The organism is Mesorhizobium sp. M7A.F.Ca.MR.148.00.0.0, from assembly GCF_003997735.1.
In the GTDB taxonomy this organism is placed as follows: Bacteria; Pseudomonadota; Alphaproteobacteria; order Rhizobiales; family Rhizobiaceae; genus Mesorhizobium.
In genome coordinates, this window is record NZ_RZTB01000676.1 from 1 (window position 1) to 240 (window position 240).

A 240-nucleotide genomic window follows, 5' to 3' on the forward strand; every position below is an offset into this window, starting at 1 on the left:
GACTCTCGGGCTTGAGTGCCGTCTCGACCAGCCGCCTGGCGTCCGGCCCCGACCATTCGGCCGGGCCGTTCATGTGGGCGATCAGGCAGCCCTCGCCGTCGATCAGCATGGTGACGGGAAGGCCTAGCGCCAGGCCGCGCTTCTTGAGGTCGTTGAACAGCGTCATCGTCGAATCCCGGTAATAACCGAGCGTCGCGACGCCGGTATCGCTGAGGAACTTCTTCGGCTTCACATCGTCGC

Annotated in this window: 1 pseudogene; it reads right to left on the reverse strand. The window is 65.0% G+C overall.

Annotated features, from left to right (window positions below):
- Nucleotides 1-240: pseudogene (locus tag EOB49_RS35800) on the reverse strand (TlpA family protein disulfide reductase); the annotation flags it as partial.